We start from the raw sequence: 23,113 nt of genomic DNA, 5'->3' as shown, positions 1-23,113 counted from the left end.
CTATTTACTGATCATCCGAGAAGGTTACGGAAATATCATTCTGATATATCAGCTTAGGTTCGCCTACATCAAAAGAACTCTGCCGGGAAATTATATACCTTTTGACCACAGTGCAATCACCAACCGTAGCGGAAACTCTGGCTTCAAAAAAATCTGACTTAACGCTCATTTCATTAGACATACTTTTATACAAATTGGAGTCAGACGCTATCCCGGCAAACGAAAGTACCTGACTGATATCGGTAAACCCTCTTGTTCTCCGCCAATGCATGATCCTGTCAACCCTCTTCCCCAATTCCGGAAAATAAGCCAGCAGAATCTCACGAGAGACAAAATTTATATTGAGCTTGCCAGCCCCCCATACGGTAAAGGTCTCATCTACCCATGCGCGATCTAACTCATCCCAGCCGCGAATCAAAAAGATTTCCTCAGGTGTTCTCAACTGATTGCCACGCGGCATATAAGATGGATATTGCGAGGCATAGAAAAAAATATCCATTTTTTGCAGCTTGGGATTTACACTGATTCCGCTCCAAATTCCAAGACTGCCTGCCATAGTTCTCACATCCAGCCCTTGAGGAAGAACACTGGAAAGTATTTGAAAAATCCTTTTTCTGTCCCTGCCTTTTATCAGAGTATTGATATTTATCTTGGCATTGCAGGGCACAATTTCAATTTCAAGACCGTCGTCAGTAAATTCATCAGCCCATTTTTCATTCGGGGCATCCGAAAAAGGAGTCTTGTCATCCTTGAGCAGGTCATAAACCATATAAAGTGCTTCTTCAGCCATAAACCCCGCTTCATATTCACTGCGAACGCGGCTGGCCTCCACAGCCCCACGGGAACTGATCTCAATGGTCATCAAGGTCAGACCGGACAAAGCCATAAACAGCACCAACACAATGACCAGCACCACCCCTCTTGATTTATTGTCGACACTATTCCGTTGCATAAGGAATCCTTTCGACAAGCATCACGTCCTTGCCGTCCTCAAACCTTAATTTAAGCCGGAAAGCTTTTACCGTAGACTTACCACTCATAGCCCGGGCACTCTGCTGCGAACGAGAAATCCAGATATTTTTATCAGCATCTAGGAATTCAATTCCCCATGATTCAAGCCCGCGCATAAAAAGAAAGGAATTCTCAAAGTCCAAATCAGGTGACTTCTCATATCTGCGGACCATATTTGAAGAAAAATCCCAATTCACAATAATAGGTCCCGCACCTTCCAACAAAATATTATGGCTGGATTCAAGGCTGAATCCGTCACTCTCAACACCGACGGGTCTTCCGGGGATAGTATTTTGCAAATCCCGATGCAGAATGCGGCGCAGGGTAAACATACGCGAAGAAAGCCCGGCACTGGAGCGGACCACTTCGTTGTTGGTGATCGACTGACCCAAGACCATAGCAACCATACTCATCAGCAGCCCGGAAAGGACCAATCCGATAAGCACTTCAATAAGTGAAAAGCCTCCCTGAAATTCAGGAAGGGTGTGGCTGCGTTGAAAAAATTTCATTAAAACTGCTTTTTCTTGTGTGAAACCCGGTAAATCTTCCACTCAAGGGTGTAGTCATCGCTACGGGTTTCCAAAGTATAGAACCCTTTACCTGAAGAGGAAACTGTCTCCAGTCCCACTCTGAAACTTCCTTCAGGAGGTCCGGGCCATGAAGCCCACCCTGAAGAAAGCACATTCAATTTGTCAGGATATTTGTGAGCCAAAATGTCTTGCGACAAATTCAGTACATTCCATGAATCTTTTGACGACTGGGCCATGAGCGCACTCTGCCTCTGCACACCAAGAAAACTGATGGATAGCGTAGCGGCAATGGTCAGGGCCACAATGATCTCTATCAGGGAGAAACCGTTATTCCGAGCCACAGCTATATCTCCCCGAACCGAACCGCCAAAGGGTCCAGAACAACAGTCAAACCATCTGAAAAAACCAACCGCACTTCGTCACTGAATCCTTCAGGGTAAATAGTAAACTCTACCCCACTATCATCAATAGGATATTCATTAAAATGTCCGCTGGAGACTTCTGAAGGGAGAGGGACTTCCTCTTCATTCCATTTCAGCAATCCATTTTCAAAATCAATATACACATACTGCCGGGAATCGGTTTCCACTGCTTCCGTCCTTGCCTCATAAATAAGGGCATTGACGGTACTGAGACTATCATCCCCCCTGTCTCCGGCAAGATCAAGATTGGGCATGAGCGTAAACCAGCCCATGCCCACAATAAACAGAACAATCAAAAGTTCTATGAAAGTCAGTCCGCCTGAAAAACGACGGGCAGCATGTGTATTCATAATATTTTATTAAGCCCGACTATTCCCAGCTCTTGATGTCGGCGTCATAATCTTCTCCGCCTTCCATGCCGTCAGCACCAAGAGAAATCAACTCATAAGGACGCCCCTCTTCGCCGGGACTTCTGTATATGTAGTCATAACCCCAAGGGTCAACAGGAGCTGTCACGGAATCAAGATATCCACCTTTGCGGTAATTGCGGGGGACAGGACGGCTTTCGGGCTTGGTAATCAGAGCCTGAAGTCCCTGCTCGGTGGTGGGATAACGTCCGGTATCCAATTTGTACAACTTCAAAGCTGAATCCAGGGCCTTCATATCCATCTTGGCCTTGGTTACTCTGGCTTCATTAGGACGGTCCATAATTTTAGGGACCAACATGGAAGCCAACAGGCCGAGAATAACAATAACAATCATCAATTCGATAAGACTGAAACCACGCTGGTTCTTTTTAAGATCAGCAATACAAATTCTTTTTTTCTGCATAATTTCCTCTACTTATTCTTAACCAATCTGGATTCAATCCCTGATATCCGTCCGCTTGCTTTCCAGCGGCTCCCATTCAAGAGGTGAATCGGCAGCGATTCCCCCACGTCGGGGAAGCATACCTCGTGATTTGAAATAATCATCCGGGCGAGCAACTTTTTCCCACCAAAGGTAATACCCTTTACTTGGTATATACCTGCAATACAACCTCTGAAATTCTCTCTGGGCAATGGGAACGGCAAGAGTAAATTCCCTGCCACGTTCTGAAAAACCATAATCCCGCCCAACCTTCACTTTCTTCCAGTCGGCAAAATCATGCTCCCCCTTTAGGGGAGCCCCGCTGGTGGAAGAATAATATCTGAATGAACCGTCAATATCCTTAACCCGGTAAGCTTTTCCCGAAGGAGAGCGGTCCACAACAAAAGAAACAGGCTTGAACTGAACTTTTTTTGAAAAAGTTTTACGCGGGGAGCGGTAAAAAAGAACTCCATTTTTAAGAAAAAAACCATCTTCCTGCTCATAAAAAGGGGACTTGGTGCGCTGGCTGACATCCCACTGGAAGCGCTTGCCCTTTTCAGTAACAATATTAAGATGGGGCCCGTAAGCCTTTACAGATTTAAAAGGCCCTCCTTCAATTTTCTGATCAAAGATACGGGTCAACTTAAGCGGACTCCACATGACCATTTTCCCGGTGGTATCCACTCCCATGAGGATTCCCTCCTCATGGGAAAAAGTCAAAGAAAGCGGTTGATAAGAGAAACGGTCGATCTTGTTAAGTTTCCCGGCAGCAGGGCCGACCCAGAGCCTGCGAGCTTCATCCACCAGTGCCAGCCAACTGCCTCTCGGCGAAATGGTAAACATATCAACAGTGCTATTAACATCATGAACACGCACTCTTGCACATTCTTTGACATTAAAGACTTCCACAAACTTATTATCAGCGGATGAAACAGCCAGATAGGGTGACCCCGGAAACCAGGACACTGAATTGACCGGTTCTGAAACGGCCTGCACAGCAGCACACCCCTGACCGCCGTACATGCGAACCACACCATTTTTGAACCCGGCAGCAAGAGAATTCCCCTCCTGCACGTAAGTTGTCACATCCTCAGCCAGATTGACGATTTCGGTACTCTTGCTGAGTTGCACAACATAGTTTCCAGCCATATCATCAGGAGGACGATTATAAATGCTGTCCAGCGGAGAATATTGCTGGGAAGCTGCATATTCGACAAATCCTGCTAAGCTGAGCGGAGCCTTTCCCACAAGCTCGGAAACATCAAGACTCTCGTCAGCGACAAGCGTAGGTTCGTCCGTTGCGGGAGATGGTTGCTTTGTACAACCGGAAATCAAAACCACAAGAGTTATCAAGGCCAGAATGATTGTCTTTATATTCATAGATCCTTCACTATCAAGAAGAAGTTTTGAAAACACCTTAAAGCACGGCTGTAGGCAATGCAATCGCACTTTCCAACAGATTGTGTTAAAGCAGCACGTATAAAAGTCAAGCCCGAACTCAAAACTACCCCTTGCCCATAGCCCGGTATTACGGCACAAGAAGCTGACATCAAAACAATCCATTTTCCGGCACATTAATTATGTTAAAAAAAATTATTGATATTCTCTCCGGCAATTCAGAACATGGGCCAGACGCACGCCTAAAAAGTAAAAGTTGGCGACTTCCAGCCCTGGCAGTCTTCTATGTTCTGGCCTACGTACTTTTCGACCTTGCCGCTGATAGCATTTCCCGTCATTATATTTTTTGTATTTTCCTTGTTGTTTCCAGCCTTTATTTCTCATGGCGACTGGGTGGCCGGGAAACTATGACCTATGTTGGTTTTTTTAATATTTTCTTTGCCTTTATTTTTTCCCGGCTGCTGTACATGACCGGAAATTTTTCTTCAAAACTGTTCCTGAGTCGTTCATTCATGACTCTGTACGTTGTAGCTATTATTTTCATGTTCATCATGACCAAACGTAAATCACCGGCTGACCGGGAAAAGATTGATAAAGAAAAATCCATCCGTGACGAACGCCAGCGACGCCGACAGCTGGAACTCATGGTCGCCACCGAAAAACTTACTGACGATATGATCACTCAGGCCAACATGGTTAAAGATGAATTGATGGTCCTCCAGAACTCATGGAAATCCCAAATTCATACCATTGTTAATGATCTGCCCAAGGTCAAAGAAAGAGAACTTTACAACCAGATCGTAACTCCCTTTGAAGAAAGCATAATCGAACATCTGCGCGATCTTGAAAAAAGACTTTCCTTCAAACCCCAATTAATAGGTCTTGACGAACTGGCCGTAAACCTTACAGATAAGCTTGAAAACGACCAAACACACTCCCAGACAAGGCTTGAGTTGCAATTTAATTTTAAAGACTGGAAGAGTAGAGAAGAAGAAATCCTTGTGGATCGCTACAAGACATGGGAAATCCTGCTCAACCTGATCAGAAACAGCCAGACCGCCATGGAACTGCGCCAGATAGAATTACTACGCCAGGGCAGCGAAGAGTTCAAAACGTTCAAGCCCCGCTTGTCTATAAACGCCGATGTCCAAGGCAATTACGCGCGTTTAAAAGTAGCAGATACCGGCGGCGGAGTTTCTGAAGACAGCCTGCAAGACCTATTCAAACGGGCAGTTCCCTCTGCAAAACGTAAAGGCAAAGCCATGGGACAGGGAACCGTTTTCGTTAAATTTTTCAGCGACAACATGGGCTTTGACATTTCAGCCAAGAACACAGACACTTTAGGCGCTAAGGGCCTTGAAGTAACAATACTAATCCCCCTTGGGACCTTTGGGCCCGCAGGGGCTATCCCAGCAGCAGGAGACGAACAATGACCCCGGAACAGGATCCTTTATTTTTCGTATTGGCAGACGATGACCCACGTCTGCATGAATACACTGTTTCAATCCTTCGCGACGCGGGAATTCTTGAAAAACACGAATCTTTCTATGATCCGGTCTCATTTCTGGCCTTTCTCAAAGAATCCGAGGAAGAACCGGATGTAATCCTGCTAGATGTCCATTTTGAAGGTTCAGGGTTGAGTGGTGTGGATATTCTGCCGTTCATTCGCGAGGAATATCCGTATATTCCGGTCATCCTTCTAACCGGGATGGACGCCGAGGCCACAGACGAAGCCCAATCCGACGTTTTCACCTACTTCATACCCAAGCCGGTGACCGAAGACCATCTGCTACGCATGCTCCATTTCTACCTTGGGAAAAGCAAAAAGACCGCTGAACAGGTCAACGTCCTCATGGCTGAGATGGAAGATGTCAAAGGCTATCACCAGTTACTGGAAGAAGAAGTAGAACAACTTCAGGATGAGCAGCGCAGACTTGAAGAACAGAGCAGAACCGACAAAACCGGCAGTGCTGGAAAAGGATTTGAGAAAGTTACAGAGATACTCGAATCCCTGCTGACCAAAAGTGAAGCCATGCCCAGCTTTATCGCCGACCTTGAAAAAGTTTATTCAACCCAGTTTAAGCTGTTCAAGAAAGTAATTGAAACTCTGATCCGTTTTGATGTGCAGGACTCCGGTACTCCGGGCATGAATATCCACAAAGTCAAAGGCACCCAGAACGTTTTCAGTGCCCGGCTTTCCAGAAAAGTGAGACTCTTTTATTACAGTTCCGCTAAGACTACCAAAAAAAGATTATTAAGGTTAGACATTTACCACGACACCAAGGGGATGGACAAGTGGATTAAAAACAACTACCATTCTTACGCTGAAATAGAGGAATAGTATCCGCAGTCTGAATTTCCTCGAAATATAAAAAATTAAGTTTGCAGCAAGATCGTCCCTGCTGAGAACATTCAGGATATTGTTATTGATATGGAGCTGAAAGCCACCAAATTTCCGGCATGGCTGTGGCCGCTCACCTTCGGGCTGGCCACGGCTTATCTTGTGTCGTCCTTTATCCCGCTGCCCAAGCCAACTGCCCCCATTCTCGGACAGTCCTTTTCCACTGATGCAGCCAGCAAAATTGAAAAAGACTCAAAGCTTATTCTAGAGAAAAATGTTCTCGGCTTGGACAACCCCGCTGAGATACAGAAGAAAGCCAAAGTTACCCCCTCCACCTGGATGCTGGTCGGCATCCTTACCGGGGAGACCGACATGGCAGTTTTCCGAATTAAAAAAGAAACAGTCATCCTCCGCGAAGGGGATGAGCATGAAGGCTGGACCTTGGCAGAAATCAAGCCCCAGTATGTTATCTGGAAATATGGACGAGAACAGAAAAAAGTCGCTATGTGGGATCAGGTTCAGAGCCTGAAACTAGTACGCGGCAAGACAAATAAGATTACCGTCAACAAAGCTGAAGCTAAAGAAGTCTTTGAGGATCCCAACGCCTTCCTTAAACAGGCCCTGTTCAAGCCCAACAGCAAAGGCGGAAAAACCCAAGGCTTTAAGGTAACTAATATCAGGACCAATTCCCTGCTCAAAAAACTGGGACTTGAAAATGGCGATGTACTTATGCGCGTGAACGGCGAAATGATCACCGGACCGACCAAGCTGCTACAGGTATACGGTTCCCTTGGCGGGGCATCAGCCATATCCATTGACGTGGAGCGCAAAGGCCAGATGCTCTCGCTGATAGTTGAACTTAAGTAGGAATGTAACCAACAATGCCTACTTATCAATATCGAGCTGTCACCAAGGAAGGGAAAAAGAAAAAGGGCTTTGTGGAAGCTTCCTCCCAGTCCAAGGCTTTTGCTACCCTGCAAAGCAAAGGGTTGATGCCCCTGCGCCTTGAGCAGGTCAAATCAGGTCAAAAAGAGAAAAGCTCCACCCAATCTTTCGCAGCTTCCATGTCCATGAGCGGCAAGATAAGGCTGGGTGAATCCTTTTACTACCTTGGAATCCTGATCCAGAGCGGAACCGCGCTGGCCCAGTCCCTTGATATGATGGCCCGCATGAGCGGCGGTAAAGCCAGCCACACCTGGATGGAAATCCGCGACGCGGTTCAATCCGGGGAAAGCTTCTCGTCCTGTCTGGCCAAATATCCCAAAATTTTCCCGCAGGTTTATGTAGGCATGGTGCAGGTTGCCGAATCTGTCGGTAAACTCGGCGACGTACTTGAAAACATCGCCAAGTATGAAGAAGAACGCGCCGAAGTAAGCGGAAGACTCATGACCGCCATGGTCTACCCGGTTGTAATCCTGATGATCGGTATGGGCGCGGTCTATTTTCTGCTTTCCGAAGTTCTGCCCAAAATCACCGGAATTTTTAAAGCTGCTAAAGGCGAACTGCCAACTTCCACAAAAATAGTTGTAGCAGTAGGCAACACTCTTGAAAGCCTCGGACCTATGGCCCTGCTCATTCCTCTGTGCATAATTTTCGCTTTCGTCAGTGCCTACAAGTCTGTCCCTAAATTCCGAGAAAAAATAGACGGACTGCTCTGGAAACTGCCACTAGTGCAAAAAACCACTCTGGCTCGTTTTTCAGGTATTCTCGGATTCCAGATTGATGCCGGGATTCCCCTTGTGCAGGGCATGGAAAGCTCCGCCAATGCCGTAAATTCAACATTTTTCAAAAAGAAAATGGCCGAAGCCCGCGACGAAGTCGCCACCGGACGATCTTTAAGTGCAGTGCTTGCAGAACAAAAAATATATCCTGATATTTACATCCTGACTCTCACCGCCGGACAAAAATCCGGTGAACTGGGAAAATTTCTGCAACGTATGGGCACCATATTTGAAAGGGATGTGGACAACTTTATGAAACGCGTAGTCGCTTTGGCTGAACCTATGCTGCTCCTGTTCATCGGTATGCTCATCGCTTTTATTGTTGTCGCCATCATGGGCCCGATCTTCGACCTCACCACGCTCGTAAAATAGGTATCAAATGACCGAAAAACAACTTTCCGACTTCATAATAAGAGGCAAGGAAGTCCTTAAAATTGAGGAAAAAGGACTGGCCTCTATCCGCGAATCGCTCGACCTCAACTTTGCCAAAGCAGTAGAAATGCTGGCAGCCTGCAAAGGCCGGGTTATCATCACCGGACTGGGTAAATCCGGCTTGGTGGGCCGTAAGATAGCCGCCACTATGTCCTCTACCGGAACCCCGTCTTTTTTCCTGCATCCGGTAGAAGGTGCCCATGGGGACCTCGGCATGCTTCGCTCTGAAGATGTGGTCATCTCCATCTCTAACAGCGGTGAAACCGATGAATTAAATGCCTTGCTTCCAGCTATCCGCTCTTTCGAAATAAAAATCATTTCCATCACCTCGGAAATAAATTCCACCATGGGACGACTCTCGGATATTGTGGTGCAAACGAAAGTTCCCTGCGAGGCCTGTTCCCATGGACTGGCTCCCACATCATCTACCACTGCTGCCCTTGCCATGGGTGATGCTCTGGCGGTCTGCCTTATGGATCATAAGGCTTTTGACAGTAAGGATTTCAAGAAATTTCATCCCGGCGGATCACTGGGACGCAGGCTGACCCTGTGCATCAGTGAACTAATGCACACGGATAACATCCCCTCCGCACCACAGGACGCCCCCCTCTCCGAAGCATTAAGTGTGCTCGACAAAGGCGGACTAGGACTTGTTGCCTTGACCGCTGGCAAAAAGCTTACCGGTGTAATCACCGACGGCGATGTGCGCCGTATGGTCTGTTCCGGCAGCTTTGACAGCATGATTTCCGCCAGCGCGGTCATGATAGAGAATCCCCTGCGCATTACCCCGGACATGTCCGCAGCGCAGGCCCTCGACATAATGGAGTCCAAAGAGATCACCGTGCTGCCCGTTGTAAACGAAGAAGGCACACTCACAGGCATGATCCATCTGCACGATTTATTGGGCAAGGGCAGACTCAAATTCGCCGACAACGTGCGTAGTTAACTGGTTTATAAATTAAAACGGCGTAGCCCTAATAAAAGTTTTTGGGATTCTTAAACCCTTTTTACAAAAAGGGTTTAAGGCCCCCGGCAGGGCCGCCGGAGGCATACAAAAATGTGTGGAATCGCTGGCTTTATTGATCTTACTCATTCATCAGATGCAGCTCGTCTGGAACGCATAGCCCGTAAAATGGGCGACGCCCAGAACATGCGCGGCCCGGACGGTTCCGGGCAATGGGCAGATCCAGAGTGGGGAGTGGGCCTTGATCACCGCCGCTTAGCCATCATTGACCTGACTGAAGAAGGCGTGCAGCCCATGCATTCCAAATCAGGCCGCTACGTTACAGTCTACAACGGCGAAATCTACAATTATCGCGACCTGCGTGCGGAGCTTGAACAGATAGAAGGATTCCCGGGCTGGCGCGGCCATTCCGATACCGAGGTCATGCTCGAGGCTGTTGAGCAATGGGGCTTTGAAGAAGCCCTTAAACGATTCAGCGGCATGTTCGCCATAGCCATCTGGGACCGCAAAGAACACTGCCTGCTGCTTGCCCGTGACCGCATGGGTGAAAAACCTCTCTATTATTCCAAACAGGGCGATAATTTCCTTTTCGGCTCTGAGCTAAAAGCCCTCATGGGTTACAAAAAATATTTCAAACGTGAAGTGGACCGCGACTCGCTGGCCGCTTATCTGCGCTATTGCTACGTGCCCGCCCCGCGTACAATTTTCATAGACACATTCTGTTTGATGCCCGGCACATGGACCTGTTTACGACCAGACGGGAAGCTTATGGAGCCCCGGCCTTACTGGTCTCTGCTGGACTCTGCCCGTGAAGCTGAGAACAAAATCTTCACTGCCCCGGACGAAGCGATTGTCGAAACTCTGGAAGATCTGCTGCTCAAAGTAATTGAACGGGAAATGATCTCAGATGTGCCGCTGGGCGCGTTCCTATCCGGCGGAGTTGATTCTTCGCTCATCGTATCCCTGATGCAACAATGCGCACTGGCCCCGGTCAAAACATTCACTATCGGCTTTGACGATGAAGCGTATAATGAAGCGGATGATGCCAAGGCCGTAGCCAAACATATCGGAACCGAGCACACCGAACTCTACGTCACACCCAAGGATGCATTGAACGTCATCCCGCAAATTCCACAAATCTGGGACCAGCCCTTTTCCGATTCCTCGCAAATTCCCACCCACCTTGTCTCACGCATGACCCGCGAACATGTAACCGTGGCCCTTTCCGGCGATGGCGGGGATGAACTTTTCGCGGGCTATAACCGCCATACCAGAGGCTGCTCGCTATGGAACAGGCTCAAAAATATCCCCGCTCCCCTACGCAAAATGCTGGCAGGCTGGATTTCGTCCGTGCCACCGCATAGCTGGAACAAAGTCTTTAAAATGTACGGTCCTTTTCTGCCGTCAGCTTTACAGATGCGGCTACCCGGCCAGAAAATTCACAAACTTGCTGATGTAATGGGCGCATCTTCTGCAACGGAATATTACCGGGACTTGACTTCCATCTGGCTGAACCCTGAAGCTGTTGTGCGCAATGCCAACGAATTCAAAGGGCCTTTCCAACATACCAACCGCCAGCCACCGCAGGAAAATCTGACCGCATGGATGCAGTTCATGGATGCAGCCAACTACATGCCGGACGACATTCTGACCAAGGTGGACCGGGCAGCCATGGGTATCAGCCTTGAAACCCGCGCTCCTTTCCTTGATCATGAGATTGTGGAATTCTCTCAGCGTCTGCCCATGCATTTGCGTATAGGCAACGGGCAGGGTAAACATATTTTACGTGAAATTCTGTATAAATACGTACCGCAAGAAATGATTGAACGTCCCAAAATGGGCTTCGGCGTGCCCATCGACAGCTGGCTGCGCGGACCGTTACGCGGATGGGCCGAAGAACTTCTCGCCCCGGATCGTCTGGACCGCGAAAGCTACTTCAATACGGGAGAAATTCGTCTCGCTTGGAACGAACACCTGACCGGAATTAAGGACAATCAGTACAAGATATGGAGTGTGTTGATGTTCCAGAGTTGGTGTGAGCACTGGGAGATTTGATGTGGTTGGGGGATTACCTTCTTATAAAGAAAGTGACAGTGTTTATGGATACCGAAAAGTTTATAAGGACATAATTGAGACTGTCGATTTCTACTGCTATCCAGAAAAATGTGGCTGGATCACCTTTTACCTGCCCTGCCCTCACGATCTTATTCTTTAACAATTACTCACACATTAGGTTCTTTATACAAGTACACTGTATATTCATAAAGTCCATAATCCATACGCACAACCACATGACGTGTTAAATTCTTGATAATATAGCCAACGCAATCATCAAGACGCCAATGAAATAAACTATCCCTTTGCCAATCAACATGGTGATTCATTACATTAAAGGCCACACCAATACGAGAGGCTTCAAATGCTGCTTGAATTATACGCTGCGCAAAAAATTCCATCTCTTCATATGATAAAGTAAGCTTCTCAGTAAGAACTCCATTCATGACAATATAATCAACACTTTCTTTTTCAAGGGGAGACTCTAGGATATCGTGAGCCTCAAAATTCAATGAAGCATAGTTTTTCCGAGCTTGATCGATCATTGGTTGCGATATGTCGACTCCACGATAATTCACAGAACCAAGCATCTCTGCTATAATTAAATGCTCAGCCAATAACCCTACGCCACACCCTAAATCAAGAAGAGAGCAGGGAGCAATTGTATCTTTTCTGATTACGTCTAACATCACATTAAACCGGGTAGCCAAATCCTTTGCGTTGGGCCAATCAACACCCAAATGATTCGGGCCATGCTCCTTTAGACATTTTTCATAGTGATTTTGAATGACGGAATAATCTTTTTTTGACATGGCAACCTCAGGTCGAAATTATAATGTCAACCTATTAACATTTACTTAAACTAAACACTCAATCTACTTAAGAACTATCTGGTCACTATTCATCGGAAAAATTTTTGTTGGATTTTCAACAAATACCTGACCAAGCTTGGTGCTACGCATTACCAGTGCTCCTGCACCAATCACATTATTATCAGCAATTGTTAAGTCATCACCAATACAACTATTAACACCCATATAACATTTTTCACCGACCGTTACACGCCCAGAGATAACCACCTGAGAAGCTATAAAGCTATGACTGCCAAGCGAAGAATGATGCCCTAGATGGTTACCACTCCACATAATAACATTATCACCGACAGAAGCATAATGCTGAATAATATTATTTTCGAGAATAAAACAATTCTCACCTATAGTTGTGTGTGAAAAAACTTGGGCTTTACTACTAACATAGGAAATAAACGCATAGCCTTCAGCCTTGAGGTCATAATACTTACTCTTGCGAAGGTTACCGTTTTCCTTCTGACTCATAGGAACAAACGCCAAATATTTTTCAGGAGGAAAGACCTTCGTAACTTCACTTCTTGACACAACAGGGAGTGAGTGTAATTCACTAATTTCATTATATTCGTCATCCACTACAAAACCACGAACGGTATATTCCGAGTCTTCAGTAAGATACAAATAGGCTAAATCAGCAAGTAAACCGCATCCCCATAGAATGACGTCTTTCATGTCTCAGTCCTCCTCAAAATAATTTTGACCAATTATTTCAATCAAACTGAAAGCCGTCGTTACCTTGGCAAAATCTTCAGTCGTCAATTTCTTTCCGAACGAACCATCGGTCATTGCAATGATACCGAGTATGGCTAACGAATCGTAACTTTCCAAATCAGAAAGTACGGTATCACCGCCAATATCCTCTGTAGTGTCTATGGCCATTTCCAGAGACTTATAGAAATCAGAATATTTCACTATAATACTCCACAGCTATTTATCGTAACAACTGTGCCGGCCCAAGATAAGCCAACACCAAATCCTGCCAGCAGAATTGAGAGGGTACAGTCCGTATTGTTGCAAATATTTTTGAGCGCGATTGGTATACTTGAAGAAACTGTATTACCTGTCCCTTCCATATCAACTACAAATTTGTCAGCAGGAATCTGCATCTTCATCCGCAAATGGTTAAGCATAAACCGATTGGCCTGATGAAAAAGCACCAAGTCAAGTGATTCTATATCAAGATCATTACGGGCCAGAGTTTGAGCATAAAGCTCCGGGACACGATCCAAGGTAAAGTTAAATATTCCAGGACCATCCATATACAAATCATTTTCAGTCCGGCCATTACCGTTACGGTCTTTGATTAGTGCAGCTTCAGGGTCCCACGTACTACGCATTCCACTATTAGGAATCGCAAGTGTCATACCTTGAGAACCATCGGTTCCAAAAACAAACTCACCTATACCCGATTCATTGCTTTTCTCGAGAATACACGCTGCGGCTGCATCCCCAAAAATTATCCGATTCCCCTTATCCAGAGGATTAATAACCTTTGAGTACGTTTCAGCAGTAACAAGTAAAACGCGCCTTGCTATCCCCGAACAAATAAGTCCCTTTGCCTGAGCTAATCCAAAAACAAAACCGGAACATCCAAGGTTGAAATCATAAGCTCCGATAGATGTAGAAAGCCCCAAACGACTCTGGAGAAGGGTCGCATTGGGAGGTATGGCATAGTCAGGTGTTTCCGTGCAAAATAAAATGAAATCTACATCGCCATCAATTCGTTTAAGAACCTTACGAGCAGCTTTCTCGCCCAAATCGAGTGCTGTTTCATCCTTAGCAGCAATATGCCGTTGCTTGATCCCAATCTTTTTCTCAGCTTTGGCTATATCCCAATCCGGGAACTGAACTCCCAATGCATCATTAACTAGAATATTTTCCGGAAGATAATAATCCAGCGCTGCTATCGAGCAGCCTATCTTTCTTTCTTGAGACAAAGCATTAATCTCTATTCTGTGATAAGTTCTGCGCAGGCAAAGCCCTGCTCACCGAAACTATTGCCGTTATAAAACATATAGCACCTGCCATCCACAAAAATTACATATGGATAAGCCTGCATTTTATCGTCAAAATCGCCAGCCTCCCCAAGAGGAAGTCCTGCCAAGCAATCATCTCTTTTCCACTCGATTCCGTCTCTGGATTTAGCATATCCTATTTTGTATGCCCCAACCCCATCTCGGTAGTCGCATATCGATCTATAGCTAAACCAGGAGTGATAACAGTCGTCCATCTTGATCGCGCACGCACGTGTTATAGCTTCATTTTTCGACCTTTGCTCTATGGCAACAGGTCTTTCACGACTCCAGAAAATGCCATCATCTGACGTTACCTGCTTAATATGGTATGTAGACTCAAACTTATCACCAACTTGCACCCAATCAGTAGCATGAGTATATAAGCATCGCCATTCATCGCCTACTTTATATACAAACGGAGAGCTAGACCATAATTCCTCGTCGTGTGTTCTACTAAATATTGGCCCAACAAATTTTCTAAACGTCTTCCCACCGTCGCTACTGATTGCGAGACCACAACCATTATGAAAAGCTGCTTCTGAATTCAGTCTGGACCATGCCCCGTAATACAGATAGATCTTTCCTTCAGTGGCAATGACTCCACTTGGCATAATACCAAATTCATCGAATGCTCCATGGCGCCCAAGATCCAGAATGGGCTCATTATGAACATATATTACCTCGGTTGGATCCTCTCTTTTAACATCAGCATAGGTTGTCCGAGAAAGGCCTTTGCTACATCTGCATGCGAAAAAAATACGCAACCTATCTTCTAGGAGCAAAGGTACTGGCACCTGCGCATGTGATATCGCCCAATCCCCAATATCATCCGGCGCCAACACAATTCCTTTCTTTCCCCATTTGAACATCTTAACAACTCCTATGTGAACAACAAGTACTCATAAACATTAAAAAAAGTTGTATTTTCCAGCACAGAACTTCCTACTCACAACTTCAATAAATACTCCCAGCCTCCCTCCACATAATGAGATCCACAATAGAAAGATGCGATATAAATTCAACTCCACCATGAGAATATTCTGAAATGACAGGATCAAAGAATTGAAGCTCAATGCCATGTTTTGCAAATACTTCTACATCATAAAGTTCTGATCCTCCAGACGGATTTATATACGTTGTCGCCTGACATCTACGACAAATATCAATAATTCGGTCTGCACCTGTTAAATCAGCTTTTGGGTATAAACGCGAAGTCTCAATTATATCCGTCTGAATTTTGCAATATGAACAAATTATTTTGAGGGTAGCAACGATAAAGGCTGACAAATTTCGCTCTGACGTATTCAAAGACTCCCTTACAACTTCTTCGTATGCAGTCTCGAAAAAAGGAGCTGACTTATAAGCATGCTTAATTGTCTTTAAAAACTTTTGAGCCCACCTTTCATATCCACCAGCTATTTCAATTTCACAAATCAGCTTGTTCTGACTTGCCTTTTCAAGCGGTAGGCTGAACATAGAAGGTTTTCCACCAAGGAGAATCTGGTTTCTGTTGACCCAACCTCTTGTAATAAAATTAACATCATCTAAAACTACAAACTTATCAACCCTGTCGATCAGCTGAAAATACCCAACATAGGGAAAAAAATATGGCTGCATGATAGCCAAACGCATGTGCTTAACCCTCTTATCTATTCAAGTTTATATATAGCACGGCCCAGCTTCAGATTATCAAAATCAAATAACTTTTATGGACGTTTCAAAAAAACGGAAAATAATTCCATCCCAGTAAGGAACACAACGAATCAAGTGCATGCATAAATTGGCATATCTTACTATGTCAAGGCAATCTCATTACCCACACAGCCACTCCGCTTAAATTTCAGCGTCCTTGGAAGAGGCACTAGATTCATTTATAGATTCTATTATAAACGGAGGTCTTTGTTGGAGAATATCATAAATACGCCAAATATATTCACCAATAACGCCTAACATCATCATCAGAGCGCCACCTATTATCAATATGGTAATCATAATGGGAGACCAGCCATAATAAGGAGTACTGCCCAAAAGCCATTGCAAAAAAATAAGCACCGCGTAGAACACCCCTCCCAAAGACGCTATGGCACCAAAGGACGACATCATTCGCAAAGGAAAACTTGAAGAGTCCAAAGCAAGATCAATAAAAGCTTTAAGCTTTTTGGAGAATGTCCACCCGGACTTGCCATGCTTACGTTTTCGGCGAGTGCATGGAATAAATGCAGTTGGAAGTCCTAACCATAAGATATCGCCCTGAAGAAACCTGTGCTGCCCTTGAAAAGAACATATAATATCAGCAGCTTTTCGCGATAGCAGGTAATAATCAAAACCACCTTTAGGAATTTGTGGATTTGCTTTCCGGGCCATCCCATAAGCCACTTTTGAAAAAACCGACGCAACAACTCCATCCTGTCGGTCCTGACGATAAGCAATCACCACCTCGTTACCCTTTTCTCGCAGCTGGACCATTTCAGTTATGGTGGTAGCGGAGTCCTGTAAGTCAGCAGACATAATCACAATAGAATCACCAGCAGCCAATTTAAACCCTGCAAGCAAAGCACCCAACTGCCCAAAATTACGTGTAAGATTTACTGTTGAAATATATTCTGGATATTCCAATTGCAATTCTTGCAATATATCCCAGGAATTGTCACGAGAACCATCATTTATATATAAAACTTCAAGGACATAATGGGGGAAATTATTCCGATACTCATCATACACCTGAATAAAGCTTTCACGTAAGGAGTCCTGATTATTAAAGACAGGCATTAAAACTGAAATGGTTGGCTTTTTATCAATATCCATAATCCATACCTATATTAAACAATTTTGACATTAATATCATGAGCTACTATTAATTATTAGATCATAGCCTTGCTCTTTTTGAACAAAGTCATCAGATATAAAAATATGGTCACTACGATTCAATCAATTACCCAACACACCCAAAACCACACTTGATATCTGTTCAATAATTTCAGATTCCAGCTCCCAAAAAAGAGGCAGAGCCAGAATCCGTGGCGAGATGTCTTCCGATATGGGAGCAGGTTGGTAATCAACTATTTTACTGAACGTATTAACCGAAGGGTAAAAATAGCGACGGGGATACAGATTTTTTTCATTTAATTTTTGAACTACAGAGAGTAATGTCTGCTCATTTTCAAAAATTACAGTAAAATATGAGGAGTTATGAACACCGACCTTACACTCCTGAAAAGAAACTCCCGGAAGATTGCCCAGCAACTCCTTATAAAGAGCATATCCCGCTTTGCGAGCAGAAAAGACCTCATCGTAATATTTAAGATTGGCCAAACCTAATGCGGCATGAATCTCAGTCATTTTTCCATTACAACCATCTTCCACGATCTGGCCTTGCGCATCATGCCCGAAAAAACGGATCCTGCGCAATTTTTCAAATAATCCTGGATCAGTAGTGATACACCCTCCACCTTCTCCAGTATTAAACAACTTAGTTGCGTGAAAACTTGTAGCTGATATATCGCCGTAATCTAATACACTCTTGCCATCCACCTCAGACCCGATTGCATGTGCGGCATCATAAATCACTTTAAGCCCGTGTTTTTTTGCAATGGCATCAATCTTATCAACATCACACGGAACACCGAAAACGTGAACCGGCATAATAGCAACTGTTTTGTCCGTTATAAGAGCTTCGATTTTATCAGGATCAATATTAAGTGTTTCCGGATCAATATCGCAGAAAACAGGACTGCAACCTTCCCATTTAATAGCGCTGACTGTAGCCACCCATGTAAAGGGAGATGTAATTATCTCGCCTTGCAATTCCAATGCTTTTATCGCCAACTGGAGAGCAACAGTACCGTTCGTGACGGCAACAAGATACTCAAGACCAAGCTTGGCTTGCAAATCTTTTTCTAACTGCTGCACCAAAGGCCCGTTGTGGGTAAGGATTCCGCTCTCCCAGACCCCTTCAAGAATCTTAGTATACTCATGAAGAGGTGCCAACGAAGGCTTTGTAACATAAGTTTTAGCCATTTGCATCTTTCTCCTTAATCTCTTTGAGCAACCTTGCTTGAGTTACGGACTCTCTATACACGCTTTCCAGTGATCCATTTTTTTCAGTAGCAAGGCTATGAAAATACAAAAGCATATTTTTAAAATGATCATCGGAAGGCAGTTCAATCGTTTCATTCCCGACTGAAGTCGATAACTCAATAATGGGATTCAGCCCCGGAGGAGCTGTAAAAATTCTATTTGTGAACAATTTCCCTTCTGTTCCCCAAAGCTCAAGGCTGCACTGGTAGTGATGGTCAAAACCAAAAGCTATCTCGGAAAACAACGGCCCATTGTTCTGCTTAATAAAAGCACCGCCCCAGGTATCAACACCGCGCTGTGGATCAACAAAAAGCTTCGCCGCACCGACTGAAACATCATCTCCTAAAAAATATTGTGAAATTTTAGCAGGATAAGCTCCGGAATCCAGAAGAGCACCGCCTCCAAGTTTTTTCTGGTACCGGATGTTATCCGCTTCTTTAAACGGGGGAAACCCGAAAGAACTACGCACACAACGCAAATCACCGATACGCCCATCAGCAACAAGGTCAAGGATTGTTTTCAGTTGTGAATGACGTTGGAACTGAAAATTCTCCAATATTACAAGTTCATTTTCTCTTGCCAACTCCACCAATTCACTAGCCTCAGCCAAAGAGCAGGCTAAAGGCTTCTCCACCAGCACGTGCAAACCGCGCGACAAGGCCTTCTTCGCATATTCGTAATGAAGCGAAGGCGGCAGGGGGATATAGACAGCATCCAGATCCTTTTCAGCCAGCAGACTGTCATAGCCCACAAAATATTTGCAATTAAATTGCTCAGCAATCTGGGTAACAGATTTTATATTGCGACTTGCAATACCTGCCAGTTCATAAGCCCCGTCAAGCCCTAGCAAGGAGGGGATCACTGACCTTACAGCAATGTTAGCAGTGCCGAGGACTCCAATTCTCAATACTTTTGTCATAATTATGTAAAAGGTAAGGCCGCAATGAGGCTTCTTATTTGAATGTTAAGATAATTATTAAACTTAAGAAAGCGATGCAATTGATTGAGCGTCATCCATATATAAGTCGGTGGCAGTTCCTCTGGGAAATCATCATCTGCAAGAATAACTATGTTGCGATTCATCTCCTGATAGAAACGTCCTCCCTCTTCAGATTGCATTACATCAAGTACAATATTCTGCTGTTTAGCATTGAGCACATATTCCAAAAACGGCAGTATCTTAATAGAACTTATATAATTACCAGTAAGACATTGTACTGTAGGGGCAAGCTCTATGATATCGTGATTTCCGCATTCAAGCTTAGCCTGAACAATAAAATGCAACACTCCATTAATTTTTTTGCATACCAAAGCACAAATACCACTTTGCATCGGGTGTATCATAGGCTGATCCCAGCAACCAACCTCCCTGCCTTCTATTGCAACGGAAACTGCGATCACCTCAAAATATTTATCTTCCTTGTGATGAATCCTATCATTACTTACAATCCAGTCCTGCACCTCGGGCAAGGGGATCCGTTCTACATCAAGGTCGTAAATACTTTTCAGGTGGGTCAAGAAAGTAATAATTTCTTCCTCTGTATGAACAGCCGGTTCAACAGAGAGGGTTGAGTGAAGGAATTCATCTTTCGGAGCGGAGTGACCATTACCCCGCAACAGGTAGGACACAAGCTCAAAAGTATCACTTTCGAAAGATCCGTATGTTATGCCGGAAACAACAGTCCGAGTATCCATATTCACAACATTCTCATAATGCATAAGCTTTTTAAGCTGCCACAATGTAAGCCAGATAAAATTCTTTTTAACAGGAATATCTTCATCAATTTTTATGATGATGTTCCGGTTTCTTTTTCTTAAAAACCGTGCTCCCTGCTCGGATTGCAGTTGATCCACCAGAATCTGCTCAGGAGTTGCCTCCCTGAAATGATCCAAGTATGGAGGCTTATTGCCTTTATGGACTTGGGTGTAATTGCTCCGGGTGGCCTGCAGAGTGGGGGACAATTGCACCTTATTCAAATTACCCGGCTCTATCTTGGCTTGAACCAAAAAATGCAGAACCCCATCGAATTCCTTGGTAATAAATCCCAAGTACCCTATTTCAGGCTGGTTAATTATGGGCTGATCCCACTTGCCACCGCCGTCCCAATTAGTCTGCACGCGAATACCGTCAATGGAAAAAAAACGCCCGGTATCATGCTCCAAACGTCCATTTTCAGCTATTGACCACGACTTGAGACAATCAAAACTTGTCTTTTTTACAATAACATCAACAGCATCTGCCTGAGATTTAATCCACTTAAGCACGTAATCAATATCACCAGAAATGCCATCTTTGGCCAACGCGCTTTTTAAGAAAAGCAAATTGCTATGTTTGAACATTCTTCGCATTGAATCAATACAACCTTAATTATCTCATTATTTTAAACACATACATACAACAACTAAACACAGTATACTTTTTTTTCTGAAGGTTCAATGCCGCTAAAAATGCAGAGCAAGGATCACCAGCGCATAACCGCAACAGACTATCTAATAATCGGCAGGTAAGGACCTTCTAGATAATAATGAAACCGCTTGCCTTCCCTGAAGTTGCTGTACTCTTCCAAATCAATTTCAACAAAACTATCAGATTTCCGGACATGCATTTCAAGGCAGTCTTTAATAGGGGGAAAAAGATTTCCTCCCCGCAGCACATAAATCCGCTCATTAGAGGAAACAGTCTCCGAGTTGAAAGTTTGACATGTGTAATCAACAGTTTGCTCTGCGGCCCAAAGCGAACCATATGCTTTAACCCCTACCGCAGCAAGCAGCCCCGGAGAAACAGGATAAACAAAAATCTTATCATGTGAAAAATCAAAGCCAACGCTCAAAAGGCCGGCCTGCATCCGATCAATTAATTCCGCTCGCTCAGCATCAATCAGCACACCTTTCAAAAACTCGCTTGTTTCAGAAAAAGATTTTTGCATCTCAAAAGCAGGTGCTCTGTAATAACCATTAACGCTATACCTATACTGAAAAACAACAAGCATGATCGCACAGATTAAGATATTAAATCCGAGAAACATACCTGCATGCTTGCAAAGGTCAGTTCTGGTCAAAAACAATACAATACAAACAGCTGCGATCAACCCTGCTGAATTGTGCATATGAAATGCCATGTGCAGGCTGGTTCCGGCAGACATCCCCAAAGAAGCGAAAAGCGCAGTAAGAAACAAAACTATGTCCCTACGCAATCCAGCATTAAGCCCCCCTATCACGCTGTACCTATAGGCAAATGTAGAAACGCACAACGAACACATAAAAAGCACTATCTTTGATCTAGGATGATCAATAGTTATCGATAATATTTTACTCATGGGCACGCCCATAATATTTTGAGTATATATAAATTCCGGTAGCAACCTTGTACTGGTTACACAAAAATAATACAGAACCGATAGAGCCAAAACAATACATAAAGAGAACAAACCAGTCCGGCGCACCTTGTCTTTCTGTGCAACACAAAAAAAACCATATGTAAGAGGAATGCAGAACATTATAAGATAAAAGACAGAGGTTACCAAATCCCGCACATGTCTCAAAAGCACCTTATAAAGATCATAAACACCAGAAGCCCCTGTGGCTTTGTAAGAATTTATTGTCGCGGTAAGATCTTCAGATATCAACACATAATAAAGGACACATCCGCCGACAATACCTACGACAGAAAAGACAGTAGGGATACTTATATCCTTTCTGCCATTTATAAAAAGATAAAAACAAGGAAATAATACAGCAGCACCTAGCGCAAAGGCCATTCCTGAAGGAGCTTTTGCCATAAATCCAAGCATAATTGCACACGCATTTAATACAGAGACACTAAACAATCTTGATAGCTTTTGCTCAGGAGACAGATAGATTAACAACGACGTAGCCCAAAGATAGGATGCAAAGGCTGCGTATGAATTGTAAGAAGGTATAGCGTATAGCACAAGCGAGAACTGCGCACAGACTACCGCTGAAAACACAGCTATATACTTTTTATAATTCAGTTTAAAACTCTGCCAGTTACCATAATATACACAAATAGCGTAGCTTAAAAGAAGACCTTCCAGAATAAATTTCACAAAAAGTAAACTTCTGTATGACAATAAAGTTTGTCCGAAAATTTCCCCGTATAAATTTGACAGGTAATACCACTGCTGACTTGTAATGACATTTTTCCCGGCACAGGATAAATACGCACAAAGACCTTCATCAGAAATATCAAAATAATGCTGATATGAAACAAAGGCCATAATCGAACACATTGCCAAACATACAAGCGATAAGACAGCCACATAATTATCTTTCAGAAAAGAGACCGTTTTCATAAACTGATTCCATAAAGTAAATTCAAAGACATATAGTGAAATTACATTTATTTATGTAAGAACAAAAAAGCAATCATCCAACCCCTTCCGTTCACCATTTGTCATTTATATTAAAATAG

23 protein-coding genes are annotated in these 23,113 nt (G+C 44.2%); 6 read left to right on the top strand and 17 right to left on the bottom strand.

Features of this window, described 5'->3' with window-relative positions; genetic code table 11:
- Positions 1 to 4 precede the first annotated feature (4 nt).
- The 6 genes from D0S45_05810 to D0S45_05785 are packed head-to-tail and all read right to left on the bottom strand — an operon-like array spanning position 5 to position 4,192.
- Complete coding sequence (locus tag D0S45_05810; GenBank protein TIH18068.1) at positions 5 to 952, bottom strand: transposase; 948 nt, start codon at positions 950 to 952, stop codon at positions 5 to 7.
- Entirely contained in the window at positions 939 to 1,520 is a 582-nt protein-coding gene (locus D0S45_05805; protein TIH18067.1) for a prepilin-type N-terminal cleavage/methylation domain-containing protein, read from the bottom strand. The genes D0S45_05810 and D0S45_05805 overlap by 14 nt, the downstream gene beginning before the upstream one ends.
- Positions 1,520 to 1,882, bottom strand: coding sequence for a type II secretion system protein (locus D0S45_05800; GenBank protein ID TIH18066.1), 363 nt, complete (start codon positions 1,880 to 1,882; stop codon positions 1,520 to 1,522). Before D0S45_05800 ends, D0S45_05805 begins: the two co-directional genes overlap by 1 nt.
- A gap of 2 nt (positions 1,883 to 1,884) precedes the next feature.
- A complete protein-coding gene (locus tag D0S45_05795) occupies positions 1,885 to 2,313 on the bottom strand; it encodes a prepilin-type cleavage/methylation domain-containing protein (GenBank protein ID TIH18065.1) in 429 nt (142 codons plus the stop codon).
- A 19-nt stretch (positions 2,314 to 2,332) separates the two neighbouring features.
- A complete protein-coding gene (gene gspG, locus D0S45_05790) occupies positions 2,333 to 2,794 on the bottom strand; it encodes a type II secretion system protein GspG (protein ID TIH18064.1) in 462 nt (153 codons plus the stop codon).
- 33 nt (positions 2,795 to 2,827) lie between these two features.
- Positions 2,828 to 4,192 carry a WD40 repeat domain-containing protein gene (locus tag D0S45_05785; protein TIH18063.1) on the bottom strand — a complete coding sequence of 455 codons (1,365 nt, stop codon included), beginning with the start codon at positions 4,190 to 4,192 and terminating at the stop codon, positions 2,828 to 2,830.
- Between the two features lie 200 nt (positions 4,193 to 4,392).
- On the opposite strand from D0S45_05785, the gene D0S45_05780 reads away from it, so the two are divergent.
- The 6 genes from D0S45_05780 to asnB all read left to right on the top strand — a co-directional run bounded on the left by D0S45_05780 (position 4,393) and on the right by asnB (position 11,723).
- A complete protein-coding gene (locus D0S45_05780; GenBank protein ID TIH18062.1) occupies positions 4,393 to 5,643 on the top strand; it encodes a sensor histidine kinase in 1,251 nt (416 codons plus the stop codon).
- Positions 5,640 to 6,551 carry a response regulator gene (locus tag D0S45_05775; GenBank protein TIH18061.1) on the top strand — a complete coding sequence of 304 codons (912 nt, stop codon included), beginning with the start codon at positions 5,640 to 5,642 and terminating at the stop codon, positions 6,549 to 6,551. The genes D0S45_05780 and D0S45_05775 overlap by 4 nt, the downstream gene beginning before the upstream one ends.
- Before the next feature lie 90 nt (positions 6,552 to 6,641).
- Positions 6,642 to 7,418 (top strand): type II secretory pathway component PulC-like protein, encoded by a 777-nt coding sequence (locus tag D0S45_05770; GenBank protein ID TIH18060.1) that lies wholly within the window; start codon positions 6,642 to 6,644, stop codon positions 7,416 to 7,418.
- Between the two features lie 14 nt (positions 7,419 to 7,432).
- Entirely contained in the window at positions 7,433 to 8,644 is a 1,212-nt protein-coding gene (locus D0S45_05765; protein ID TIH18059.1) for a type II secretion system F family protein, read from the top strand.
- A gap of 7 nt (positions 8,645 to 8,651) precedes the next feature.
- Positions 8,652 to 9,650: a KpsF/GutQ family sugar-phosphate isomerase gene (locus D0S45_05760; GenBank protein ID TIH18058.1), complete on the top strand. Its 999-nt coding sequence runs from the start codon at positions 8,652 to 8,654 to the stop codon at positions 9,648 to 9,650.
- 111 nt (positions 9,651 to 9,761) lie between these two features.
- A complete protein-coding gene (asnB, locus tag D0S45_05755; protein TIH18057.1) occupies positions 9,762 to 11,723 on the top strand; it encodes an asparagine synthase (glutamine-hydrolyzing) in 1,962 nt (653 codons plus the stop codon).
- A gap of 167 nt (positions 11,724 to 11,890) precedes the next feature.
- Here the strand turns inward: asnB and D0S45_05750 are convergent, their stop codons facing one another.
- The 11 genes from D0S45_05750 to D0S45_05700 all read right to left on the bottom strand — a co-directional run bounded on the left by D0S45_05750 (position 11,891) and on the right by D0S45_05700 (position 22,994).
- Positions 11,891 to 12,535 carry a class I SAM-dependent methyltransferase gene (locus tag D0S45_05750; protein ID TIH18056.1) on the bottom strand — a complete coding sequence of 215 codons (645 nt, stop codon included), beginning with the start codon at positions 12,533 to 12,535 and terminating at the stop codon, positions 11,891 to 11,893.
- A gap of 63 nt (positions 12,536 to 12,598) precedes the next feature.
- A complete protein-coding gene (locus D0S45_05745) occupies positions 12,599 to 13,261 on the bottom strand; it encodes an acetyltransferase (GenBank protein TIH18055.1) in 663 nt (220 codons plus the stop codon).
- A 3-nt stretch (positions 13,262 to 13,264) separates the two neighbouring features.
- Complete coding sequence (locus D0S45_05740) at positions 13,265 to 13,501, bottom strand: acyl carrier protein (GenBank protein ID TIH18054.1); 237 nt, start codon at positions 13,499 to 13,501, stop codon at positions 13,265 to 13,267.
- Positions 13,501 to 14,487 carry a ketoacyl-ACP synthase III gene (locus tag D0S45_05735; protein ID TIH18182.1) on the bottom strand — a complete coding sequence of 329 codons (987 nt, stop codon included), beginning with the start codon at positions 14,485 to 14,487 and terminating at the stop codon, positions 13,501 to 13,503. Before D0S45_05735 ends, D0S45_05740 begins: the two co-directional genes overlap by 1 nt.
- A gap of 50 nt (positions 14,488 to 14,537) precedes the next feature.
- On the bottom strand, positions 14,538 to 15,473 hold the full coding sequence (locus tag D0S45_05730) for a hypothetical protein (protein ID TIH18053.1): 936 nt from the start codon (positions 15,471 to 15,473) through the stop codon (positions 14,538 to 14,540).
- Positions 15,474 to 15,558: 85 nt separating this feature from the next.
- Complete coding sequence (locus tag D0S45_05725; GenBank protein TIH18052.1) at positions 15,559 to 16,236, bottom strand: hypothetical protein; 678 nt, start codon at positions 16,234 to 16,236, stop codon at positions 15,559 to 15,561.
- A 201-nt stretch (positions 16,237 to 16,437) separates the two neighbouring features.
- The gene (locus D0S45_05720; protein TIH18051.1) at positions 16,438 to 17,409 is read right to left on the bottom strand and encodes a glycosyltransferase; all 972 of its coding nucleotides are present in this window, start codon (positions 17,407 to 17,409) and stop codon (positions 16,438 to 16,440) included.
- Positions 17,410 to 17,532: 123 nt separating this feature from the next.
- The gene (locus D0S45_05715) at positions 17,533 to 18,621 is read right to left on the bottom strand and encodes a DegT/DnrJ/EryC1/StrS family aminotransferase (GenBank protein ID TIH18050.1); all 1,089 of its coding nucleotides are present in this window, start codon (positions 18,619 to 18,621) and stop codon (positions 17,533 to 17,535) included.
- Positions 18,614 to 19,600, bottom strand: a complete 987-nt coding sequence (locus D0S45_05710) for a gfo/Idh/MocA family oxidoreductase (protein ID TIH18049.1) — start codon at positions 19,598 to 19,600, stop codon at positions 18,614 to 18,616. The genes D0S45_05715 and D0S45_05710 overlap by 8 nt, the downstream gene beginning before the upstream one ends.
- Positions 19,601 to 19,602: 2 nt before the next feature.
- Positions 19,603 to 21,030 carry an NDP-hexose 2,3-dehydratase gene (locus tag D0S45_05705; protein ID TIH18048.1) on the bottom strand — a complete coding sequence of 476 codons (1,428 nt, stop codon included), beginning with the start codon at positions 21,028 to 21,030 and terminating at the stop codon, positions 19,603 to 19,605.
- A gap of 137 nt (positions 21,031 to 21,167) precedes the next feature.
- Positions 21,168 to 22,994, bottom strand: coding sequence for a hypothetical protein (locus D0S45_05700; protein ID TIH18047.1), 1,827 nt, complete (start codon positions 22,992 to 22,994; stop codon positions 21,168 to 21,170).
- Positions 22,995 to 23,113 lie beyond the last annotated feature (119 nt).

This window comes from Marinifilum sp. JC120, from assembly GCA_004923195.1.
Lineage (GTDB): Bacteria > Desulfobacterota > Desulfovibrionia > Desulfovibrionales > Desulfovibrionaceae > Maridesulfovibrio.
Note: the sequence above shows the minus strand (reverse complement) of the source record. Positions and strands in the feature narration are given on the sequence as shown.